This is a genomic window from Nocardia sp. NPDC023852 (assembly GCF_040639505.1).
Lineage (GTDB): Bacteria > Actinomycetota > Actinomycetes > Mycobacteriales > Mycobacteriaceae > Nocardia.
Genome location: NZ_JBFAAB010000008.1, coordinates 158,893 through 177,173 on the forward strand (window position 1 = coordinate 158,893; position 18,281 = coordinate 177,173).

General features: G+C 68.0%; 19 protein-coding genes, 2 pseudogenes and 1 riboswitch. Of the genes and pseudogenes, 8 read left to right on the top strand and 13 right to left on the bottom strand.

Features of this window, described 5'->3' with window-relative positions; translation table 11 throughout:
- Positions 1-37: 37 nt before the first annotated feature.
- The gene (locus tag AB0H00_RS15155; protein ID WP_357266022.1) at positions 38-1,555 is read right to left on the bottom strand and encodes an MFS transporter; all 1,518 of its coding nucleotides are present in this window, start codon (positions 1,553-1,555) and stop codon (positions 38-40) included.
- A gap of 128 nt (positions 1,556-1,683) precedes the next feature.
- On the opposite strand from AB0H00_RS15155, the gene AB0H00_RS15160 reads away from it, so the two are divergent.
- From AB0H00_RS15160 to AB0H00_RS15170, 3 genes and pseudogenes are all read left to right on the top strand, one after another.
- Entirely contained in the window at positions 1,684-2,412 is a 729-nt protein-coding gene (locus AB0H00_RS15160; protein ID WP_357266024.1) for a TetR family transcriptional regulator, read from the top strand.
- A gap of 52 nt (positions 2,413-2,464) precedes the next feature.
- A riboswitch (SAM riboswitch) is annotated at positions 2,465-2,575 on the top strand.
- Positions 2,576-2,780: 205 nt separating this feature from the next.
- Positions 2,781-3,053, top strand: a pseudogene (locus AB0H00_RS15165) (PLP-dependent transferase); the annotation flags it as partial.
- A 38-nt stretch (positions 3,054-3,091) separates the two neighbouring features.
- Positions 3,092-4,210, top strand: a complete 1,119-nt coding sequence (locus tag AB0H00_RS15170) for a homoserine O-acetyltransferase (protein ID WP_357266129.1) — start codon at positions 3,092-3,094, stop codon at positions 4,208-4,210.
- A 68-nt stretch (positions 4,211-4,278) separates the two neighbouring features.
- Here the strand turns inward: AB0H00_RS15170 and AB0H00_RS15175 are convergent, their stop codons facing one another.
- Positions 4,279-4,593 carry a DUF3017 domain-containing protein gene (locus AB0H00_RS15175; protein ID WP_357266131.1) on the bottom strand — a complete coding sequence of 105 codons (315 nt, stop codon included), beginning with the start codon at positions 4,591-4,593 and terminating at the stop codon, positions 4,279-4,281.
- 396 nt (positions 4,594-4,989) lie between these two features.
- Between AB0H00_RS15175 and AB0H00_RS15180 the strand changes: the two genes are divergently transcribed.
- The 3 genes from AB0H00_RS15180 to AB0H00_RS15190 are packed head-to-tail and all read left to right on the top strand — an operon-like array spanning position 4,990 to position 6,160.
- Positions 4,990-5,241 carry a hypothetical protein gene (locus AB0H00_RS15180; protein WP_357266026.1) on the top strand — a complete coding sequence of 84 codons (252 nt, stop codon included), beginning with the start codon at positions 4,990-4,992 and terminating at the stop codon, positions 5,239-5,241.
- Positions 5,238-5,651 carry a PIN domain-containing protein gene (locus AB0H00_RS15185; RefSeq protein ID WP_357266028.1) on the top strand — a complete coding sequence of 138 codons (414 nt, stop codon included), beginning with the start codon at positions 5,238-5,240 and terminating at the stop codon, positions 5,649-5,651. The genes AB0H00_RS15180 and AB0H00_RS15185 overlap by 4 nt, the downstream gene beginning before the upstream one ends.
- A gap of 44 nt (positions 5,652-5,695) precedes the next feature.
- The gene (locus AB0H00_RS15190; RefSeq protein WP_357266030.1) at positions 5,696-6,160 is read left to right on the top strand and encodes a tRNA (cytidine(34)-2'-O)-methyltransferase; all 465 of its coding nucleotides are present in this window, start codon (positions 5,696-5,698) and stop codon (positions 6,158-6,160) included.
- Between the two features lie 40 nt (positions 6,161-6,200).
- On the opposite strand, the gene AB0H00_RS15195 is transcribed toward AB0H00_RS15190, so the two are convergent.
- The 6 genes and pseudogenes from AB0H00_RS15195 to AB0H00_RS15220 form a co-directional block, all read right to left on the bottom strand.
- Entirely contained in the window at positions 6,201-6,431 is a 231-nt protein-coding gene (locus tag AB0H00_RS15195) for a DUF167 domain-containing protein (protein ID WP_357266032.1), read from the bottom strand.
- On the bottom strand, positions 6,388-7,389 hold the full coding sequence (locus AB0H00_RS15200; RefSeq protein WP_357266034.1) for a DUF4349 domain-containing protein: 1,002 nt from the start codon (positions 7,387-7,389) through the stop codon (positions 6,388-6,390). Before AB0H00_RS15200 ends, AB0H00_RS15195 begins: the two co-directional genes overlap by 44 nt.
- Positions 7,386-7,673 (bottom strand): annotated as a pseudogene (locus AB0H00_RS15205) (zinc ribbon domain-containing protein); the annotation flags it as partial. The pseudogene AB0H00_RS15205 and the gene AB0H00_RS15200, both read right to left, overlap by 4 nt.
- On the bottom strand, positions 7,586-7,855 hold the full coding sequence (locus AB0H00_RS15210; protein WP_357266036.1) for a helix-turn-helix domain-containing protein: 270 nt from the start codon (positions 7,853-7,855) through the stop codon (positions 7,586-7,588). The gene AB0H00_RS15210 and the pseudogene AB0H00_RS15205, both read right to left, overlap by 88 nt.
- 358 nt (positions 7,856-8,213) lie before the next feature.
- Positions 8,214-11,648, bottom strand: coding sequence for an error-prone DNA polymerase (locus AB0H00_RS15215; RefSeq protein WP_357266038.1), 3,435 nt, complete (start codon positions 11,646-11,648; stop codon positions 8,214-8,216).
- Between the two features lie 55 nt (positions 11,649-11,703).
- Positions 11,704-12,159 (bottom strand): hypothetical protein, encoded by a 456-nt coding sequence (locus AB0H00_RS15220; RefSeq protein ID WP_357266040.1) that lies wholly within the window; start codon positions 12,157-12,159, stop codon positions 11,704-11,706.
- Positions 12,160-12,384: 225 nt separating this feature from the next.
- On the opposite strand from AB0H00_RS15220, the gene AB0H00_RS15225 reads away from it, so the two are divergent.
- A complete protein-coding gene (locus AB0H00_RS15225; RefSeq protein ID WP_357266042.1) occupies positions 12,385-13,374 on the top strand; it encodes an SDR family NAD(P)-dependent oxidoreductase in 990 nt (329 codons plus the stop codon).
- Positions 13,375-13,451: 77 nt separating this feature from the next.
- Here the strand turns inward: AB0H00_RS15225 and AB0H00_RS15230 are convergent, their stop codons facing one another.
- Entirely contained in the window at positions 13,452-14,207 is a 756-nt protein-coding gene (locus AB0H00_RS15230; protein WP_357266044.1) for an alpha/beta hydrolase, read from the bottom strand.
- A 207-nt stretch (positions 14,208-14,414) separates the two neighbouring features.
- Between AB0H00_RS15230 and AB0H00_RS15235 the strand changes: the two genes are divergently transcribed.
- Positions 14,415-15,125 (top strand): class I SAM-dependent methyltransferase, encoded by a 711-nt coding sequence (locus tag AB0H00_RS15235; protein ID WP_357266046.1) that lies wholly within the window; start codon positions 14,415-14,417, stop codon positions 15,123-15,125.
- On the opposite strand, the gene AB0H00_RS15240 is transcribed toward AB0H00_RS15235, so the two are convergent.
- From AB0H00_RS15240 to AB0H00_RS15255, 4 genes are all read right to left on the bottom strand, one after another.
- Positions 15,116-16,636, bottom strand: coding sequence for a DNA polymerase Y family protein (locus tag AB0H00_RS15240; protein WP_357266132.1), 1,521 nt, complete (start codon positions 16,634-16,636; stop codon positions 15,116-15,118). The two genes, AB0H00_RS15235 and AB0H00_RS15240, sit on opposite strands and share 10 nt — an antisense overlap.
- A gap of 68 nt (positions 16,637-16,704) precedes the next feature.
- Positions 16,705-16,860: a hypothetical protein gene (locus AB0H00_RS15245; protein WP_357266048.1), complete on the bottom strand. Its 156-nt coding sequence runs from the start codon at positions 16,858-16,860 to the stop codon at positions 16,705-16,707.
- A complete protein-coding gene (locus tag AB0H00_RS15250; protein WP_357266134.1) occupies positions 16,857-17,615 on the bottom strand; it encodes a hypothetical protein in 759 nt (252 codons plus the stop codon). The genes AB0H00_RS15245 and AB0H00_RS15250 overlap by 4 nt, the downstream gene beginning before the upstream one ends.
- A gap of 227 nt (positions 17,616-17,842) precedes the next feature.
- Complete coding sequence (locus AB0H00_RS15255) at positions 17,843-18,118, bottom strand: hypothetical protein (protein ID WP_357266050.1); 276 nt, start codon at positions 18,116-18,118, stop codon at positions 17,843-17,845.
- Positions 18,119-18,281: the final 163 nt, after the last annotated feature.

Here is an 18,281-nt window from a genome sequence, read left to right on the forward strand (position 1 = left end):
CATCGCCGGTGCGATACGCGGACCTCGTGCGACCGAATCAGACCGCGACCGGAACCCGGGCGTCCGAGGCGTCCGCAGCGCCTTGTTCGGAGCCTTCGATCAGGCTCTCGGGCCGATCCCGGATCATGAGGGCGATGACCGGGATAGCCGCGAGGAAGAACCCGGCGCCGACGTAGAAGGCCACGTCGTAGCTGTGGATCGCGGCACGCGCGGCCAAGTTGTCGATGGCTGGATTGTTCGCCGCGAAGGTCTTGGCGACCTGCACCGAGATGGTGGTCAGCAACGCTGTGCCGACCGCGCCGCCGACCTGCTGCGCCGCGTTCAGCAGCGCGGAGGCCACACCCGAGTCTGCTTCCTCCACTTGATGCAGGGCAACGGTCTGCATGCCGACGAACAGCGGACCCATGCCCAGCGCGATCAACACCTGCGCGGGCAGCACACCCGCGAGGTAACTGTCGCCGAAGCCCAGTTGCGCGAGCAGCACCAGGCCGATGACCCCGAGCACGGCGCCGCCCACCATCAGCGGTCGCGGCCCGAGCTTGGGCAGCAACGCGCTGGTGACGCCCGCGGAGATCGCGATGCCCGCCGGGAAGGGCAGGAACGCGAAGCCTGCCTTCAGCGCGGAGTAGCCGAGCGTGATCTGGAAGTAGTAGCTCAGGAACAGGAACATCGCGAACATGGCGATCGGGATGAGCAACGCGGCAAGGAACGCGCCACCCCGGTTGATCTCCCCAGGAATGTGCAGCGGCAACAGCGGGTTCGACGAGCGCCGTTCGATCGCGACGAAGGCGACGAGCAAGCCCAGCCCCACGATGAGCAGCGCGAGGGTGCTGCCCGCCAGCCAGCCGTCGTCGGCGGCGCGGCTGAAGCCGTACACAATGGCGATCAGGCCCGTCGTCACGGTGACGGCGCCCGGCACGTCGTAACCTCCGCTGCGCGGCGTCGGCACGTCCTTCACCACCCAGGCCAGCGCGCCGAGCAGCGCGAGCAACGCGACCGGCGTGTTGACCAGCAGGCACCAGCGCCAGGAGGCGTACTCGGTGAGCGCGCCGCCCGCGATCAATCCGAGCGCCGCGCCGCCGGCGGAGACGCCGGCGAACAGGCCGAAGGCCTTGGCGCGCTCACCGGGTTCGGTGAAGGTCACCGACAGCAGCGAGAGCGCGGCCGGCGCGAGCAGTGCGGCGAACGCACCCTGGAGCGCACGCCCGGCAAACATCTCGGCGCCATTCTGCGCGAGACCGGCCAGAGCGGAGGCCCCCGCGAAGCCGACCAGCCCGATGAGGAAGATCCGGCGACGCCCCAGGTAATCGGCCAGCCGACCGCCCAGCAGCAGCAGGCCGCCGAAGATCAGCGTGTAGGCCGTGAGCATCCATTGCCGGTTGCCGTCACTGATATCGAGATCGCGCTGGGCGAACGGCAGCGAGATGGTCACGATCGTGGCGTCCAGAACCACCATGAGCTGGGCTGATGCGATCACCCCCAGCGCAAGCCAGCGCGCCGAACTGCCCTGTCTTTCCGGAACGTCTACCGCTTTCGCAGTCTCGGTCACCGTCATCTCCTCGTTGGTCGAAGTAGTGGAGCCATCCTGTCATTTAGCGACATTTGTCGTCAAGAGAAAAATGTCGCAATCCGACATTTGACTGTTCTAGACATGAAACTGTCAGATCGCGATACGATGTGCAGATGCTCGAGTCATCAGCGCCGATCGGCGCGAGCGCAGCGGCGGACACCTCCGCGAGCCCACCAGCTAACCCGGGGCGGCCCGGCCTGCGCGAACGCAAGAAGCAGCAGACCAGGCTGCGCATCATCGAGGTCGGCCTCGACCTGTGTGACACCCAGGGCTTCGACGCGACAACGGTCGAGCAGATCGCCAACGCCGCCGATGTCTCGCCGCGAACGATCAACCGCTACTTCGACAGCAAAGAGGACATCGTCCTCGGCCCGGTGAAGGACTTCGGGCTCGCCGTCGCCGAGACTCTGCGCGACCTTCCGGTCGCAGGCAACGAACTCGAGTCGCTGCGCGAGGCGTTCTTGCGCGTAGTGGGCCGGGCTGCCGACGAAGGCGACACGGGACCGATCTCGTTCCGGCAGTTCCAGCAGATGCAGCGGATTCTGCGCAGCAACCCGTCGGTCAGCGCGCGCAGCCTCGAACAGGCCGACGACAAGACCGCCGCGATCGCGGCCGTGGTGGCCGAGCGGCTCGGCACCGAACCCGACTCACCCGCGGTGCGCCTGATCGTCGGAACCTGGCAGCTGATCGGCCACGTCGGCATGGAGTGCTCAGGCGAGGCGTTCGTTCAGGACGACCTTGCGACCGCGGCCGCGGCCGCGGCAGGACGCGCCGCGTTCATCGCCACCTTCGACGAGTTCGTACGCACCTGCTGCGTCGCGCGGACCAGCGATGGCCAGTGAGTTCGCCGGAAGATTTCTAAGGCTGACCGCCTGCCAGCTATGATGCCGAAAAGGTCATGAGTGCCAGCGCCAAGCCCCGGCTCGCTGGCCGGCAACCCTCCAGCTGCGGTGGGGTGCTCCGGGTGATGACCTGGCTCCCGAAAGTCGGGAGCAAGCGCGCACAGGAGGTCGCCGAAATGTGTTGTTGTTCACACATACCCGGATAACCCTTCAGTACCGGCGAACACCTGCTTTGGAGCAAAACCATGAGTGATTTCACCGCGCCCGCGACCGGAAACTACCTGCCGCAGGTGCCGTTCGACACTGAGCAGATCCAGGTCGGACAGGTTCGTTCCGGCATGACGAGCGCTCGTCCGCACCGGCAGCGACTGGTCCCGAAGGGCACGGTCGCCGCGTTCGCGCCGCGCGGCGGCGTCGGCGCGGGCAAGAAGTTCGTCGACGGATCGGCCCCGCAGAGCCATGTGGCTAACATCGGGGATGTGCGTTCTCTCGTGATGGACCCCGCGCCGAGGACGCATTCTCACCTGACACCCGACGAGAGATCGGCCTCCGGAGCGATCTACCGCCTGGTCCGCCTGGCAGTTGGTATCCGAGATTCCGACGCCGACCCTCGCGCCGGTTTCGCGGTGGCTGCGTCGTGACCGTGCGTATCGAACCGAATATCGCCTGTTCGTCCGGCGTGGTACTGCCGCCTCCAGACGGGCGGCTCGGCATCATCGCCATCGGGGATGCGCTGCTGGAGAGCGGCGCGGTCGTTCCGGACGTCCACTTGGCGGTGCAGCGCTGGGGTGAGCTCTCCCCCGCGCTGGACAATGTCGTGCTTGTCGAACACGCGCTGACCGGCGACTCGCACGTCGTCGGCAGGGCCGATGACATCCACCCGCTGCCGGGCTGGTGGGACGGGATGGTCGGTCCCGGCGCGCCGCTGGACACCGACGAATGGTGTGTGATCGCGACGAACGTGCTCGGCGGCTGCATGGGCAGTACTGGCCCGGCCACCCGCGCTCCGGACGGAAAGCCTTGGGGCGCACGGTTTCCGGAGATCTCCATCCGAGACCAGGTGACCGCGGAGGCGGCGTTGATGGACCTGCTCGGCATCCGGCGGCTCGCCGCCGTCGTCGGCGGGTCGATGGGCGGCATGCGGGTGCTGGAGTGGATGGTCGGCGCGCCGGAACGGGTCGCCTCCGCGCTGGTACTCGCGGTCGGCGCGCGTGCCACCGCCGACCAGATCGGCACTCAGACCACGCAGATCGCGGCGATCAAAGCCGACCCCGACTGGCAGGGTGGCGACTATCACGACACCGGCCGCGCCCCGATGGCCGGCATGGGCATCGCCCGGCGCATCGCGCACCTGACCTACCGCACCGAGTCCGAGCTCGACCACCGGTTCCAGAACAAGCCCCAGGGCGATGAGGATCCGTTGCGCGGCGGCCGCTATGCGGTGCAGAGCTACCTGGACCACCAGGCCGAGAAGCTGTGCAAGCGCTTCGATCCCGCCACATACGTGCTGTTGACCGAGGCGATGAACCGCCACGACGTCGGCCGCGAGCGCGGCGGTGTCGCGGCGGCGCTCGCGGCCACGCCGGTGCCCTGCGTGGTCGGTGGCGTCGATTCCGATCGGCTCTATCCGCTCTGGACCCAGCAGGAGCTGGCTGATCTGCTACCCGGCTGCGACGGGCTGGAGGTCGTGCACTCGCGCGACGGGCACGACGGTTTCCTCACCGAGGCGGCCGCGGTCTCGAAGCTGCTGACCGAGACCATGCGGCTGGCGCGGATCGGCCTGCGGTCCGGACGCTGAGCCGCTGACCTCCGGGCGGGGGCTTGTACGCCTGAATGTCAGCCGCCACCGACACGAAACATCGTGCGCTAGCCGACACCCATCGTGTTGATCGTGACCGCGAGGAAAACGATGCTGGAGCCGAGCAGGGTGAGCGCACCCACGTCGAACGGCTTGCTGCGCACCGCGAGCAGACCGACCCGCGCCGTCGGCAGGCACAGGCGGAACGCCGCGGCCAGCAGCGTCGCACCACCGAAGAACAACGCCCCACGTCGCCACCGGTCGGAGGCGACGAACACCACGGCCACCACAATCACCACTGTGACGACGACCATCGGCAGATGGCAGCGCAGGAACTGCGCACCCAGGCTGCGGCTGCCGGACCGGTGTTCGGCGGTGGGCATGTCAGCGTCGGTCACGCCTCCGATTCTTGCAGACGCACCCACCCCGCTCCGATGACAGGCATCAGGTACAACGACGACACCGGAAAATCTTCGGTGACAATAACAACGCCACATCCTTCGCCAACCCGAACGGACAGATGCACGTGCGCTGTGCACGTGCCTAGGAATGCCCCACCGGGAATCACGACTATGCGTCGACGAAGGACGTCATCACCGCCGACGTGACCGGCCAGCCCACCTGATTAACTGGCCTGTGTTCCATCTGATGTTCCATGAGCCGTACATCACCGTTCGCAGAACGTCAGCGACGGCATGACAGCCCGGAGTGTTCGGTGCTACGGCAGGGATGGTGCGCAGTCAACGCTATGGCGTGCAGTTCTCACTACAATCAGTCCCATGACCGCAGCGTACGACTACGAAGATCTCCATCGTCTGGTCGATCGGCTCACACCGGACCAAGCGCATGCGTTGCGGGCTGTGGCGTTGCAGTTGGTCGTCACCGAGACAGCTGAGCGAGGTCCCGCCACCGAGCCTCCAGGCGAGCAGCGTCGGCGCCTCTCATTTGCCGGTTTGATGCACGCTGAGTCTGATCTAGCGGCAAGGTCGGAAGAGTTGCTCCGCGAGGAACGTGATAGACAAGCCGAGTGATCGTCTGCGACACCGGCCCGCTCGTCGCTGTGCTCAACGAGAACGACGCGGATCATCGACGCTGCCTTGATCTCCTCGAGACGCACCCTGGGCCACTACTGGTTCCCGGTCCGGTTCTCGCAGAAGTCTGCTATTTCTTGGAAACGCGGGTTGGACCTTCGGCCGAAGCCATGTTCCTGGAATCTATCGCCAACGAGGAAATCGAGCTTGTCGATCTCACCCGGGCCGATCTGCTTCGGATGGCCGAGTTGGTCAGAAAGTACGCCGACTTCCCGCTCGGTGCTGTCGATGCTGCCGTACTGGCCGTCACCGAACGACTCGACGTGAAGGAAGTCGCTACATTGGATCGCCGACACTTCAGCGCGGTCCGAACCCGTCATCCGATTCCGCTCCGACTGCTGCCCGACTGACAGAAGTTGTCAGTGGCGCTCGACGACCTGATTGACTGACACCTGTGTTCCATCTGATGTTCCATGAGCCGTGCATCCCGCCGAATACCGGGAACGCGATTCGATTGGTCGCGGGGACCGGGTGCCATCTTCATCTGATCGAGCCGCTGGGGTTCGATCTGTCCGAGCCGAAGTTGCGGCGGGCCGGGTTGGATTACCACGATCTGGCGTCGGTGACGGTGCACTCCGATTTGGCGGCGGCGTGGGAAGCGCTGCGCCCGGAGCGGGTTTATGCGTTCACCACGCAGGCCACTACCAGGTTCACCGACGTGACGTACCGCGAGAACGACGTGCTGCTGTTCGGGACCGAACCCACCGGCCTGCCCGAGGCGGTGCTCACCGATCCGCGCGTCACCGATCTGCTGCGCATCCCGATGCTGCCGGGACGCCGCTCGATGAACCTCTCGAACGCGGCGGCGGTGACGGTGTACGAGGCGTGGCGCCAGCTGGGGTTCCCCGGAGGGGTTTAGACGACGGACGGAAAGCATTGTCCGTCAACGAAACCGCGGATCAGACGTTGATCTCGAACCGTTTGAAACGCGACGCGGCGCCCGCCGCCAGCCGGACCGCGGACTTGGGCACCCCGTAGTGCTCGGCGATCAGCTCGATCGCGGCCTTGTTGGCCTTGCCTTCGACAGCGGGAGCCCGCACGTACAGTTGCAGGCTCCCGTCGTCGAAGGTTTCCACCAGCGGGCCCTTACGACTGTTCGGCTTGATCGTCGCCCTTACTACCGTCGTCACCCTTGTCTCCTGCGCTGGTATCCGCGCCTCGCGAGGGTTCGGCGCTGGTCGAAGGCTCCACCGGAGCCGGTGCCGATTCTTCCCCTCCACGCACGGCTTTCCTACGCCGCGGCACCAGCCGGGCGATGCCCCACACCAGGGCGGCGATCACCAGCACGAAGCCGAGCCACGGTATGGCCTTGCCGGTGAACACGACCGCGTCCTCGAGCCAGTTCACCAGCGAGTTCCAGCCGGAGACGATGCCGTCCCAGAAGGTGTCGGCGTCGTCGTCGGATTTCTTGTCTCCCGTGGTGATATCGATGGTCAGCGTGGACAGGGCGACCTGATCGTCGAGATGCCGCTTCTGCGCCGTGAGACTGTCGAGTTCACCTTGTCGGCTGGTCATCGCCTGCTCCGCATTGAGCAGGTCGGCGGTGTTGGTGGCGCCCGCGATAAGCGCGCGCAGCCGGTCGACCGAAGCCTGTAGCGCCTTGATCCTGGCGTCCAGGTCCTCCCACTGCATGGTGACGTCGTCCCGATTGGTGCTGACCCGGGTGACACGCCCGACGCCGCCGAGGGCATCGATGAACCTGTCGGTCTTGTCGGCGGGTACCCGGACGGTGAGCGTGGCGCTCGGCTCGTCGTCGTCGGTGCCGGGCTGCTCGGTGCGGCTGTCGATCCGGCCGCCTACCTCGCGCACCCGATCGGCGATCGTGCCCGCCGCGGCGACGGGCGCGTCAGCAGTGATCTCGACACTGCCGGTGACGACCTCCTTGCGCACGGAAACCGTTTCTCCGCGGGAGTTGTCGTCCCGCTTCGGCGGCGCTTTTTCGCGTAGCCCTGGAGGAACCATCGCGGGAGCCGGCCCGGTGGCCAGCGTCGACGATCGGCCAGGCACGGACTTCTCGTCGTCATCACCGCACCCGGCGAGCACAGTCAAACCCAGCACAGCGACGCACAGCACAGCAAGCTTCCTCATTGCTCGCACGACGTCCTTTCCGCCCGAAGGCAGGAGATTCCGGCCTGTGCGGGCTGTGCCGCGCTTCCGGTGGGTTCCTGCTGCAACTCCGACTGCTCGACCGAGGCCGAGGCTGACACCAGCTCCCCAAGCGTTGGACTGTCCGCACGCCCTGCGGCCAGAATATTCTTCGCGGCGTTCACATCGCGATCATGGGTCACACCACACATGCACGTCCACTCCCGGACATACAACGGCTTCTTTCCGCCCAGCGCTCCGCACACCGAGCACAGCTGCGTAGACGATGTTTCGATTCGGTGAGCCGCTTGGACAGTTCTCCATCGCTGATCCGCTGCCCGGCCTCGAACGCTTCCCGCCGCGCCCGGAGTGCATCGTTGTACACCACCCGCGCGCCTCCGAATGCCTTCGCCAACGACCGCTGTTGTCCCACAGAGGGATACAAGCGGAAGTTGTACCGAAGCCGCACACTCCGATCCTACCGTCGGTTCATGACCGAAAATGCACTATTCGCACGGCAAACACGGCGTTTTCATGCTGCACGCGATCTTGGTACATGACCACCCGGTTCAGGGCACGCTCGACCCTGACGGGCTCCCGTGAGGGCCTTCACCACCGCCCGGAAGGGCGGCAGCACCAGCCCACACCCGATAGCACCCGGCGCGAACAGCTCCTGATAATCCTTCTCCAGAACACTTCCAACACTTCTTGACGTCCTCCCCATGCCGACACCTATCCGACGTCGGATGGATGACGCTGGCGACGTTGGCCTCGGACTGACGCTTGCCTTACAGAAGATCCGGGGGTCTGCGCGCCCCTCTCTCGAATCAGCGGAAGTCGCGCGATCTCGACTCCATCCGCAAATTCAAACGCTGCAGGTGTTCGGCGACAACGCTGACCGCGCCCTCGGCATTCTGCACCCGGCCGCGGATGAGCAAGGCGGGAGCGCCCTGGGCGAGACGGCGGTAGCGGCTCCACAGACCCACCGAGCAGACGATGTTCACCATCCCGGTTTCGTCCTCCAGGTTGAGGAAGGTGACGCCCTCGGCGGTGGCGGGGCGCTGCCGGTGCGTTACCGCGCCGCCCACCAGGACGCGCGAGCCGTCGGGGACGTCGAGCAGGCCGGAAGCCGGTGTGACGCCGAGGGCGTCGAGCCGAGGGCGCAGGAACTGGGTCGGATAGCTGTCCGGGGAGACACCCGTGGCCCAGACGTCGGCGGCGGCCATTTCCAGATCGCTCATACCGGGCAGAGCGGGCGCGGTGGTGGCCGCACCGGTGCCGGGCAGCCGGTCCGGACGTTCACCGGCGGCGGCGCCCGCCGCCCACAGGGCTTCCCGGCGCGTACTGCCGAGGCTGCCGAGCGCACCGGCCGTAGCGAGGGATTCCGCTTGGGCGACCGTGAGTTCCACCCGTCCGGTCAGGTCGAGGAAGGAGGTGTAGGGCCGCTCGCCCCTGGCAACGACGATGCGTTCGGCGAGGTCGGTGCCGATATGGCGGACGGCAGCGAGGCCGAGGCGCACCTCGGTGCCCTTCGCTTCGAGGGTGGGTTCGGCGCGGCTGGCGTTGATGTCGGGGCCGTGCACCGCGACGCCGTGCCTGCGGGCGTCGGCGACCAGGGACTGTGGCGAGTAGAAGCCCATCGGCTGAGCGCGCAGCAGACCCGCGCAGAAGGCGGCGGGGTGATGCAGCTTGAACCAGGCCGAGTAGAACACGATCGAGGCGAAGCTCTGCGAATGACTTTCCGGAAAACCGAAATTCGCGAAAGCGTAGAGCTTCTCGTAGATGCGGTCGGCGACTTCGCCGGTGATGCCGTGCCGCTCGCGCATGCCCTGGTAGAGCCGTTCCTTCAGGCGGTCCATGCGTTCCGGAGACCGCTTCGAGCCCATGGCGCGGCGCAGCTGATCGGCTTCGACCGCGGTGAACCCGGCGGCATCGACGGCCATCTGCATGAGCTGTTCCTGGAACAGCGGAACACCGAGAGTGCGTTCCAGCGAATTCCGCAGCGCGGGATGGTCGTAGACGATCTCCTCCGCCCCGTTGCGACGCCGGATATAGGGGTGCACCGAACCGCCCTGGATGGGGCCGGGACGGATCAGCGCCACCTCGACCACCAAGTCGTAGAAGCTCCGTGGTTTCAGCCGGGGCAACGTGGCCATCTGCGCCCGCGACTCGACTTGGAAGACGCCCACCGAGTCCGCGCGCGTCAGCATCTCGTAGACGGCGGGTTCGGCAAGATCCAACGTGTGCAGCTCGACGGTCTCGCCCTTGTGCTCGCGCACCATGTCGATCATGTAGTGCAGCGCGGAGAGCATGCCGAGCCCGAGCAGGTCGAACTTCACCAGATCGATGGCGGCGCAATCGTCCTTGTCCCATTGCAATACGCTGCGGCCGGGCATGCGCGCCCACTCCACCGGACAGACGTCGGCGATCGGCCGGTCGCAGATCACCATGCCGCCGGAGTGGATGCCCAGATGCCGTGGCAGCCCCTCGATGTCGGCGGCCAGCTCCAGCACCTCGGCGGGAATGTCGGTGTTCGACTCGGCGCCGACGCCGGCGCGAGCGACGGGCTCGGAGGCGGTAGCTTGCGTAACCACGGAGAGCCCCGGGAGCGCCGCCGATTCAACACTGCTCCAGCGACTCACCTGCTTGCTCCACGCGTCCTGCTGACCCGGCGAAAAACCCAGTGCCCGTGCGGCATCGCGCACCGCGGACTTGCCGCGATAAGTGATCACGTTGGCCACCTGCGCGGCGTACTCGCGGCCGTACTTGGCGTAGACGTGCTGGATCGCCTCTTCGCGGCGGTCGGATTCGATGTCGACATCGATATCGGGCGGGCCATCGCGTTCCGGGGAGAGGAACCGCTCGAACAGCAGCTGGTTGCGCACCGGGTCGACATTGGTGATGCCGATCGCGTAGCAGACCGCGGAGTTGGCCGCGGAACCGCGCCCCTGGCAGAGGATGTCGTTGTCCTTGCAGAAGCTGACGATGTCGTGCACCACCAGGAAGTAGCCGGGGAACTCCAGGGCGGCGATCACCGCGAGTTCGTGCTCGATCTGCCGGTAGGCCTGCGGGTTCCGTTCCGGATGGCCGTAGCGCCGCGCGGCACCCGCTAAGGCGAGTTCGCGGAGCCAGGACTGCTCGTCGTGTCCGGAGGGCACGTCGAACGGCGGCAGTCTCGGGGCGATCAGCTTCAGGTCGAAAGCGCATTCGCGGGCCAGCGCCGCCGCGTTCGCCACCGCATGGGGACAGTCGGCGAACAGCCGCGCCATCTCCGCCCCGGAACGCAGGTGCGCGCCGCCCGCGGGCGCCAGCCAGCCCGCCACCTCGTCCAGACTCTGCCGCGCCCGGATCGCCGCGAGCGCCATGGCTCGCCTGCGCTGCCCCGGCGCGGCGAAATGCGCTCCGGTACTGGCGAGCACCGGCAGGCCGAGGCGATCGGCCAGGGCGAGGAGGTGGGCGTTGCGCTCGTCGTCCTCCGGGATGCCGTGGTGGGTGAGTTCCACACTCACCCGTTCGGCGCCGAAGCGTTCGGCCAGGTCGCGCAGCGCGGCCTCCGCGTGCACGAGACGTGTACTCCCGGTGCGCAAGTCGCGCTCCAGCGCCTGGCGGAGGTGCCCCTTTCGGCAGCCGGTCAGGATGTGCCAGTGCCCCTCGGCCGCGGCGGTGAGCGCGTCCAAGTCGTAGCGCAGGATGCCCTTCTCCCCCGCGGCCAGGTGCGCGGCCGCGATCGCACGGGACAGTCGGCGGTAGCCCTCCCGGCCACGGGCCAGCACCAGCAGGTGCGGCCCGGCCGGATCCGGCGAGCCGGTACGCGCCGCCGAGTTGGCGGCGTCGTGCCCATGTTCCGTCGCGGGACCGCGCGGCTCGGGCTGGACGCCGAGCGACAGCTCGGCGCCGAAGACCGTGGGCATTCCCCATTCCTTGGCCGCCTCGGCGAAGCGGACGGTGCCGTAGAAGCCGTCGTGGTCGGTGAGCGCGATCGCTTCCAGGCCGAGCCGCACCGCCTCCTCCACCAGTTCCTCCGGCTGGCTCGCACCGTCCAGAAAGCTGTAGGCCGAATGCGCGTGCAGCTCCGCGTAGGGCACCGACGGTTCGTCGGCACGCTCAACCGGCTCGGGCCGATACTCGACACGCTTGCGCGACCACGCCGGGCTGTCGCCACCATCGCCGGGGTGCCTGGCGTCCGGGTCGGCTCGTCCGGACCGCCCGGACAGCACCCGCTCCATTTCCGCCCAGCTCGGCGGCCCGTTGGCCCAGCCCACACCACACCTCCTCATGCTCGAACGTACATTCGAACAACGCCGTTGTACAGCCAGGTCAGGAGCCCGGAAGTCGCTCCGCGGAACCGACGGCAAGGGCGGCTTCGACGCCACGGAGCCGACCCCGGATCAAAGCGCCGTAGGCGTCGGCGGCAAGGACGTCGAGATGTCCGCGAGCGATGGCCAGCTGCATCCGAGCCACCTCGAACTCCCCGACGCGACGATGACTGTCGGCCAGATTCAGATACAGCGCGGGAAGAAAACCGCGCAGTCCTTCGTCCAGCGGAATACCGGGCCCGAACACCGCGGCAAGCGCCCGCTGATCCCAGCGGAGCGCATCGGCGGCCTCGTCCTGCAGGTCGGCCAAGTGGTGCGCGATGACGCAGCGGTGCAACGCGTCCGCATGTTCACCGAGTTCGTTCCACAGCTTCTCCAGCGTCTGCCGCGCCGCCGTCGAGTCAACGCCCCCGAGCCGCACCGCGGCAAAAACCTCCGCCATCCGATCGTCCGCCATGCGCCGAGTATCGCACATATGTTCGATTGATTCGAGAGTGTTCGACCCGGCTCGCCGCGCCGGAACTCCCCCTGCACGGGGAATCTCGAATGCGCGGATCGCGTCGGTGCGACACCCGCCATCACGGCGAGAGCGGCCCGATCCTGGACGCGACCAGGACCACTCGACGAGTAAACTTACTTCAAAGTAAGTTAATGTCGACTCGACCCCGCACAGGAGGTAGCGATGTCCGACGCATCCGCCGAGACCGCCGGCTTACCCGGGAAGATCCGGCGCCACCGCCGCGACCGCGACCTGGCCGAACGGCATGTCCTCATCACCGGAGCCTCCTCCGGGATCGGACGAGCCGCGGCGTCGGCCGTCGCCGGCAAAGGCGCCACCGTATTCCTGCTCGCGCGGCGCGGCGGCGAGCTCACCGCCCTGGTCGAAGAGATCAGGGCCGCGGGCGGCGTCGCTTACGCATACCCGTGCGACATCACCGATTCCGACTCCGTCGAGCACACGGTCAAGACCATCCTGGACGAGCACGGACACGTCGACATGCTGGTGAACAATGCGGGCAGATCCATCCGCCGCGCCATCCACCGCTCCACCGACCGGCTGCACGACTTCGAACGCACCATGGCGGTCAACTACTTCGGCGCGCTGCGGCTGACGCTGGCACTGCTGCCACAGATGCGGAAACGTAAGTTCGGGCACATCGTCAACATCAGCAGCGCGGGCGTGCAGGTGGCCACGCCCCGGTTCTCGGCATATCTGGCCAGCAAGGCGGCGCTGGACAAGTTCACAGAGGTGGCCGCGATCGAAACCATGGCCGACGGCGTCACTTTCACCACCATCCACATGCCGCTGGTGCGTACCCCGATGATCACCCCGAGCGGCGATCAGGGCCCACCCGCCGAGTCCCCTGAGTGGGCGGCCGCGACGATCGTGCGCGCACTGACCGAACGCCCGAAGCGCATCGACGTGCCGCTGGGCACCATCGCCGAATACTGCGCCCTGATCACCCCGAATATCCGCGACCGCATCCTGCACCGCTACTACCGCGCCCTGCCGGACTCCCCCGCCGCCAGGGGCGAGCACACCGAACATGCCGAGGGCCATGCCGAACCCGGCGCCTCTCGACCGAAGCCACGAAGGCAGTCGATGGCCGGCCGCGTGACCGGCACCGCCCTGCGTCGGGCGGCCCGCTGGGTTCCCGGCACGCACTGGTAATCGCGGCAGCCGCCGCACCGTGCTGCCCGATCGGCTCGGTGTCCCGCACTCCAGAAAGCCGGACGCCGCACCTGTGCTCAGCCCGCCAGGAATGGGCGGACTACCGCGGCGAACTCCTGGTAACGGTCGCGGTGGATGCTGTGGCCGCAGGTAAACGCCACCACAGTGCAGTCAGGGATACCGGCCTGCAGGGCAGGCAGCTTCTCCGGATCGACCATGCCGCCGGGACCGCCGCGCAGCACCAACGTCGGCGCGGTGATGTCGGAGAGCCGGTCCCACCACTCCGGGTTCGGCTTGCGGAACTGCTCCAGCGCGGTCCTCGTCATGGACCGGTCGAACGTGAGCACCGCGCGCGGGTGCCTGGCCAGGCTCGACGTGGCGTGCCACAGTTCGGGCACGGTCGGGAAGCGGCGGGTCAGCCGCATTTCCTCGGCGCCGGAGCGCAGTGGCAGCGGGCACTCCTCGATGACCAGCCTGCGCACCAGCTCCGGCCGCTCCTGCGCGACGCAGGACGCCGCGTAGCCGCCGAGTGAATGCCCGACCAGATCGACCGAGGTCAGGTCCAGCCGATCGCAGAGTCGTAGCAGGTCGGTGCCGAAGTCGTCGAAGCGGTAGGAATCGGTGTGCGAGCTACGACCGTGTCCGCGCAGGTCGGGAATGACCACCCGGCGCCCGGACCGCACCAGGACACGGGCGAACCGGTCCCAGGTGTACCCGTCACCACCCATGCCGTGCACCAGCATCACGGGAACGTCGCTGACCGCGCCCACCCCCGAATCCCGGTAGGCGACCCGCACGTCTCCGAATGCCACCCGGTCCACCGTCAGATCCACGACTTTCGAGAATACTTGCCGTTATTCGCCCGGCGCGAGTTGTAGCGCGGATCACTCGAATGTGCTGCGGTGCCGCCGAATCAGGCGCGCCGAATACCGAGGCGGCCGAAGCCCCAGGTGGGCACGCCGTTTCGGCGGATAGCACACCACGTGCGCGGTCGGTAAATTCCTGGCGTGGAATCGATCTCAGGAGACATACTCGCCCGCATGCCGTCCTTCGCCGATTTCGACCGTCGCCACTACCGCACCGTCGACGTGACCAGCGGGTACGACGGATGGGCGCCGACCTACGAGCAGACGGTGCTGGACGAGATGGATCTCGCGCTGCTGGGGCGACTGCGGCGGCTGGACCTCGGCCGGGTGCGGCGGGCGGCCGACCTGGGCTGCGGTACCGGGCGAACCGGAGCCTGGCTGCGGAAACACGGAATCCCACACATCGACGGGGTCGACCTGAGCCCGGGCATGCTGGAGCAGGCCATCCAACGCGGCGCCCACACCACGCTGACCGAAGGTGACGTACGGGCGACAGGGCTGACCGAGGGCGCGTACGACCTGGTGATCGCCTCGCTGATCGACGAGCACCTGCCGGAACTGGCGCCGTTCTACGCGGAGGCGTGGCGGCTGGCCGCGCCAGGAGCGCTGTGCGTGCTGGTCAGCTACCATCCGCAATTCATCATGGTGTCCGGCATGCCGACGCACTACACAGGCGCCTCCGGTGAGCCGGTGGCGATCAGCACGCATCTGCATCTGTTCAGCGAGCACATGTCGGCCGGGTTGGCCGCCGGGTGGGTGCTCACCGAGGTCGCCGAGGCGCTGGTGGACGACGCGTTCCTGACGAAGAAGCCGAAATGGGCTGAGCTGCGCGGACATCCGTTCACCATGGCGACGGTGTGGTCCCGCCCTGGGTTTCAGCCGTAAAGCCCTTCGACACGCCAGGTTTCGTCATAGTAGATCAGCAGCAGCACCCGGACGTCGGCGGGCGCGCCGTCGAGTTGGACCTGTGCGCGGGCAGCGCATTCCGCAGAGGTGTCGTCCGGATCCGGCGCCCACCAGCGTTCGTCCACCGGCCACGGCCCCGCCCAGCCGGTCAGCCGCCACTGTCTGCTTCCCCAGCGCAGCAGCGCGGGGTCGGCGTCGAACATGGCACGGCCGGTGACTTCGACGGGGGTGCCGTCGGCGGCTTCCAGACGCACCAACGGACGGTTCAGCAGGATCACGGCGGGTGCGGGCTCGGGCAGGCGCCCGGGCCAGGGCTGCGTGGGGTCGGCCGCGGGGACGAGTTCGTCACCCAGTGCGACCATGGTGATGCGCTCGGCGGGGCCGCGTCCGCCGCTGAGCACGCCGACCCGCACCGCTTCCCCGCCGAGCAGGCCCTGCACCCGGATCAACGCGCGGCGGGCTCGCTCGTCCTCCTCGCCGACCCCACCCCACAACCCGAGTTGCAGCGCGCCCGCCGCGACCACTTCGACGGGTTCCAGCCGCAGGACGGTGATCGGTGCGGTGGGTCGTCCACCGTCCCGCCGGGTCAGCCAGCCGTCCAACTGCCAGCGCACCCGGTCCGCAGTACTCTCCGGCGTCAATGGCTCGGCACACCGCCAGATACGCGAAAGCTCCTCCCCCGCCTCTGTTTCCGCGAACACCGACAGTCTGGTGCAGGCCAGCCCGGCAGCCGCGAGCGCGACATGCAGGCGGGTGGCGAGCAGGCGACCGGCGAAGGCGGCGGCGTCGACTCGCTCGATCGGCGGATCGCAGCGGTACTCCACCACCAGATCCGGCGATGGCCGCCGCGCGGACGGCGGACGTTCCGGCTCGGCCCGCGCACAGCGATGCGCGCGCACAGCGTCGGCTCCGAACCGGGAGGCGACCTCGATCGTGGACAGCGCGGCGAAATCACCGACTCGGCGTAAACCCAAGCGGTGCAATAGATCGACCAGGTCGGCGCGCGCCGGCGCGGCCAGGCTCGGCTCGACCGCGAGTTCGCCCACCGGCAGCGGCGCGAGAAACCGCGCTCCCGCCCCGGCGGGCACGATCGCGGCACGGCGGGCCGCGATCACCGCCGTGGACAGCTCGTCGGCGATCCCGATCTGAGTCTCCACCCCGACCGCGGCCGCCGCGTCGACGAGACGCTCGGCCGCCGCCTCCTCGGACCCGAAGAACCGCGCCGCACCGCGCGCACCGAGCAGGAGCAGCCCGGGGCGCAGCACCTCTACTCCGGGCACCGTCGCGGCCACGGCCGCGACCACTGGCTCGAACAGTCGCGCATCCCGATCCGGATCCGCTTGCGCGAGAAAAAGCTCGGGGCATCGTGCCTGCGCCTCCCTCCGCCGCAGCCCGCGGCGCACGCCCTCCGCCCGCGCTATCGCCGAACACGCCACCACCCGGTTGGCGAACAGCACCGCCACCGGCCGCGTCGTGGGTAGTTCCGCCATCGCCGCGGCGGCGACCGCGGGCCAGTCCGGACACCACAGGGCGAGCACCCGCTTCGAGTTCGGCCGAATCACGGCCCCGCACCGCATTCGTCGATCGCCGCACCGTTGCCCGCACCACCTGCGCCGCCCATATCTCCGACCGCGCTGGTGACACCCTCCACCCCAACGAACACCAGCCGGCCGAGAAGCCGATTGCCACGTAGGGGTCGACTCAGGGAACTCATGACACCGCCTCGCGCGCCACGGCCGTTTCGACTGTTCGAGCGGACTTTTCGTGCAGCACCCATTCCACGCGCCCCGCGTTCGGGCATAACTCGAGCCGCCCGCGCCGCGGCGGCCCCGCCTTGCCGCGCACCTCGACCGCGAGGCCGAGCGACCGCAGCCGCCCGCGACCGCGGCCGAGACCGACGTAGCCCGCGATGCGGGCATCGAGCTGGAGGGACGCTCCGGGCCAGCGGCCATCGACGACTACGAGGGTGGCGCCCTTGTTGCGTGCGCGGGCCGCGATGACCCGGGTGCGGGCAGGCGGGACGGCAGTGCCGCCGAGCCCGAGCACGATCAGGTCGAGCCCGTCGAGCAGTACCGCGGCCACCTCCACCGGGTCCGGGCCGGGGTCGGCGACCACGGCCAGCCGCGGCAGCTGAGCCCCCATCTCCACCGCGGCGAGCAACCCGAGCCGGGGCATCCCCACCACCGCGGCATGACCACCGCCCTCGGTCACGGCAGCGAGCAGACCCGCCAGCAGCGAACTGGCCCCCGTGTATGCCACGACGGAGCCCTTGACCAAGCCACCACCGGGCAACAGCGGAGCGAGCGCAGGCGGCACCGGCAGCACCTCTCTGCGCATTTCGGCGCCGAGCGGAACCCGATCCGCCGCCAACTCTCCGCGACCGGGTACGGCGGCGATGCTTCTGCGCAGTTCAGCCAGCGAAGGCGGGTCTTCACGCCGGTTTCCGCGCGGCATCGCGCCCCGGCTCATCCCCTCCTGCGATGTCGCATCCGAACCCATCTCTATCACCCACTTCCCACGAGGGACCCGAGGCGAAGCATGCGGAGTGGCCTGCCCGATTCGAGAGGCCAGCACCGATTCAGCTATCGATCTGTATCGAATATACGTTCGATATCGCCCCAGTAGAAACCGACCCCCAGGTTTCGTCAAGGGCCCTGTGACGGCAGGTTGTAGTTGTCACTTGCAGGTTGTATCTGTCACCGGGTGCGTGGTCGGCGTCCGAGTGGTGGGTTGGGGTGGGCATGGGTGTAGGCGGTGATGGCGGCGTGTAGTCCTGGTGAGCAAAAGTCTTTGGCGGGGAGGAATCGGCGTTGCCAGATGTTGCGGTGCGGGGTGTTGCTCAGGTCGTGTTGGAGGAGTTCGTCGAGCATTGTGGAGGCTTCGGTGTTGTTGGTGGTGGCCAGTAGTTGGGTCGCGGTGGCGAGCAAGGCGCAGGATTCTCCGGCGGTCCGTTTGCGATCGGCGACGCGCATGGGGTTCCGGCATTTGTGCCGGGTGCAGATCTGCGCGACTGTTGGCGATCAGCAGGTCGGTGCCGTCGCTGCTGGGCGTTCGGGCCTGGCGGCTGTTCACCGGTTCCTGGCATTGGGGCAGAGGTGTTCCAGGAGCCTGTGGTGGTGAGGCAGCAGAAGGTGA

Bases quoted from the DNA above. Each gene is read 5' to 3' on its own strand.
- AB0H00_RS15175 (WP_357266131.1), bottom strand. From the start codon at position 4,593: ATGCCCACCGCCGAACACCGGTCCGGCAGCCGCAGCCTGGGTGCGCAG.
- AB0H00_RS15240 (WP_357266132.1), bottom strand. From the start codon at position 16,636: ATGGCGGAACTACCCACGACGCGGCCGGTGGCGGTGCTGTTCGCCAAC.
- AB0H00_RS15255 (WP_357266050.1), bottom strand. From the start codon at position 18,118: ATGCGCGTCGCCGATCGCAAACGGACCGCCGGAGAATCCTGCGCCTTG.
- AB0H00_RS15180 (WP_357266026.1), top strand. From the start codon at position 4,990: ATGACCGCAGCGTACGACTACGAAGATCTCCATCGTCTGGTCGATCGG.
- AB0H00_RS15155 (WP_357266022.1), bottom strand. From the start codon at position 1,555: ATGACGGTGACCGAGACTGCGAAAGCGGTAGACGTTCCGGAAAGACAG.
- AB0H00_RS15160 (WP_357266024.1), top strand. From the start codon at position 1,684: ATGCTCGAGTCATCAGCGCCGATCGGCGCGAGCGCAGCGGCGGACACC.
- AB0H00_RS15225 (WP_357266042.1), top strand. From the start codon at position 12,385: ATGTCCGACGCATCCGCCGAGACCGCCGGCTTACCCGGGAAGATCCGG.
- AB0H00_RS15245 (WP_357266048.1), bottom strand. From the start codon at position 16,860: ATGAGTTCCCTGAGTCGACCCCTACGTGGCAATCGGCTTCTCGGCCGG.
- AB0H00_RS15200 (WP_357266034.1), bottom strand. From the start codon at position 7,389: ATGAGGAAGCTTGCTGTGCTGTGCGTCGCTGTGCTGGGTTTGACTGTG.
- AB0H00_RS15250 (WP_357266134.1), bottom strand. From the start codon at position 17,615: ATGAGCCGGGGCGCGATGCCGCGCGGAAACCGGCGTGAAGACCCGCCT.
- AB0H00_RS15235 (WP_357266046.1), top strand. From the start codon at position 14,415: ATGCCGTCCTTCGCCGATTTCGACCGTCGCCACTACCGCACCGTCGAC.
- AB0H00_RS15220 (WP_357266040.1), bottom strand. From the start codon at position 12,159: ATGGCGGACGATCGGATGGCGGAGGTTTTTGCCGCGGTGCGGCTCGGG.